Below are 1,975 nucleotides of genomic sequence, written 5' to 3' on the forward strand. Positions count from 1 at the left end.
TTTGTATCCTCCCTTAGTTGAACGGAAAAAAGTATCTTTATATACTAAAAGTGAGACCTTTACATCTAAAGTAATCTTCAGCTTGTTTAATTCTTTTCCAATATACTCAACAAAAAGTTCATAACGTCTCTTTAACCATTCAAATGACCTACTCATGATGTTTGTAATTATACATGTATGAGTGATCCGGTAGGACGTCCAAATTTTTTTGAAAATATCCCAACCTTTATTTCGCCTGGCACACTATTTGATTGTCAGGAATTACAGATGCAACTACGGAGGAAAAAGATGGATTCAATCGGGAAGAACGGAAAAGAAGCGGCGGAAGCGATTCGGAGCTATGTCAAACCGATTTTCGGTTTTGCGTTGAACCGGGTCAAGCAGCGGGCGGAGGCGGAGGATCTGGCTCAGGAGATTATGCTGCAGTTGTTGAAATCCTTCTCCGGGGTGCGGGACATTAGATGCCTTGAGGCTTACGTCTGGACGGTTGCCCGATACACTTGGGTGAATTGGTTGAAAAAGCGTGCGCACGCTCCCCAAGCAATCGAAATCAACGGCATGTCCGAACTGTCGGCCGCCCCTTCCCGGGAGCCGCTTGACCGGCTGCTGGTAACCGAAGCTTACCGCGAGCTGCGCCGGGAAGTCGCGTTTCTGTCCGACATCCATCGCCGGATCGTGGTCATGCATTACTACGACGAGCTTAAAATCGGCGATATCGCGATTGCTCTGAACATTCCTGTCAACACGGTGAAATGGCATTTGAGCGAGGCCAAAAAGGAGTTAAGGAAAGGGATGAAACGTATGCGTGCAACAGGAACTTTGAGTGTCAATCCGGTCAGCATGGGGGAAATGGGCCATTCCGGTTCGGCCGGCAGACTGGGCGAAACCAACGATTTTCTTGGACGCGCCTTGGCGCAAAATATCGTTTACGCGGCTTATCACAAGGCGCGTACCGTACATCAAATCGCGGAGGAGCTCGGAATGCCGCCGTCTTTGCTGGAAGGCGAAGTCCGGCACCTGGCCGATTACAATTTTCTCATCCAAACCTCTCCCGGCAAATATCAAAGCAATACCATCGTCTGGGACCTCTTCGAGTTGGCCGTAGCCGGTCATCGATTCTGGCAAGAATGCGCCGCCGAAGTGGCCGATGTTCATTTCGACGCGTTAATGGAAGTTCGCCGGCAAGTCGAGGATAGCGGAGTGTACGTTCCGGACGGCGACTATAACTTCCTGCTCTGGACCTTGCTGCCCAAGAACGTTGAGGAGCAATCTTGGCGGAGCATGCCGGCGGGCGACAACTTCGATGCGGTCGCACCAATGCGAAAGGACGGAGGTCAGTATATTGCCTATGCGGCGTTGAACCGGAGCCGCAATGCCGATCCGGGTTTTGATTTGAGTAGTTACGTCACCTTTGGTCCGTCGCTCCGCTACGTCGAAGACACTCCCTTATACTTGTGGCAATTCAATACGTACTGGAGCGACCGCCAGGTGGATTGGCGTTTCCTGGAATACCGGAATGTCGAGATTTGTCATGCGTTCCAACAAGGGGAACTGCCCGACAACGAAGAGAACAGCGAGCAATATTCGTTCCTGCTGGAGAAGGGGTACATCCGCAAGACGGAGGAGGGGTACAAGTTCAATGCGGTTTGGATCGACTCTCCGCAAACGTTGGATCGGTTGAACAAGGCAATGCCGGATTTGTCCGCTCTGTATGCGCCTGCTGTCGGCAAGCTCTACGATAAAATGCTCAAGCTGTTCCTGCAAAATCAGCCGAAGCATTTGGAGCCGCAGCTTGCTTACATGGTGAGAGGCAATACCGGCGGAGGTCGGCTGGTCGCTTATATTTTGAAGCATTTGATCGATAACGGGAAGTTGAAACCGCCGTTGCCGCACCAGCAGAAGACGATTTCAACCTGGATGGGGCCGGTCAAGTAAGTCGGTTCGGAAATGTATACGAAGAATGGCCGTTCCCGGG

At 51.3% G+C, this 1,975-nt stretch carries 1 protein-coding gene; it reads left to right on the forward strand.

From position 1 onward, the window contains the following. The first annotated feature begins 288 nt into the window (after nucleotides 1–288). The gene (locus HI950_RS35305) at nucleotides 289–1,935 is read left to right on the forward strand and encodes an RNA polymerase sigma factor (RefSeq protein ID WP_187768226.1); all 1,647 of its coding nucleotides are present in this window, start codon (nucleotides 289–291) and stop codon (nucleotides 1,933–1,935) included. The last annotated feature ends 40 nt before the right edge of the window (nucleotides 1,936–1,975 follow it).

Origin of the sequence: Paenibacillus sp. PL91, assembly GCF_012935325.2 — a bacterium.
Lineage (GTDB): Bacteria > Bacillota > Bacilli > Paenibacillales > Paenibacillaceae > Pristimantibacillus.

Bases quoted from the DNA above. Each gene is read 5' to 3' on its own strand.
- HI950_RS35305 (WP_187768226.1), top strand. From the start codon at position 289: ATGGATTCAATCGGGAAGAACGGAAAAGAAGCGGCGGAAGCGATTCGG.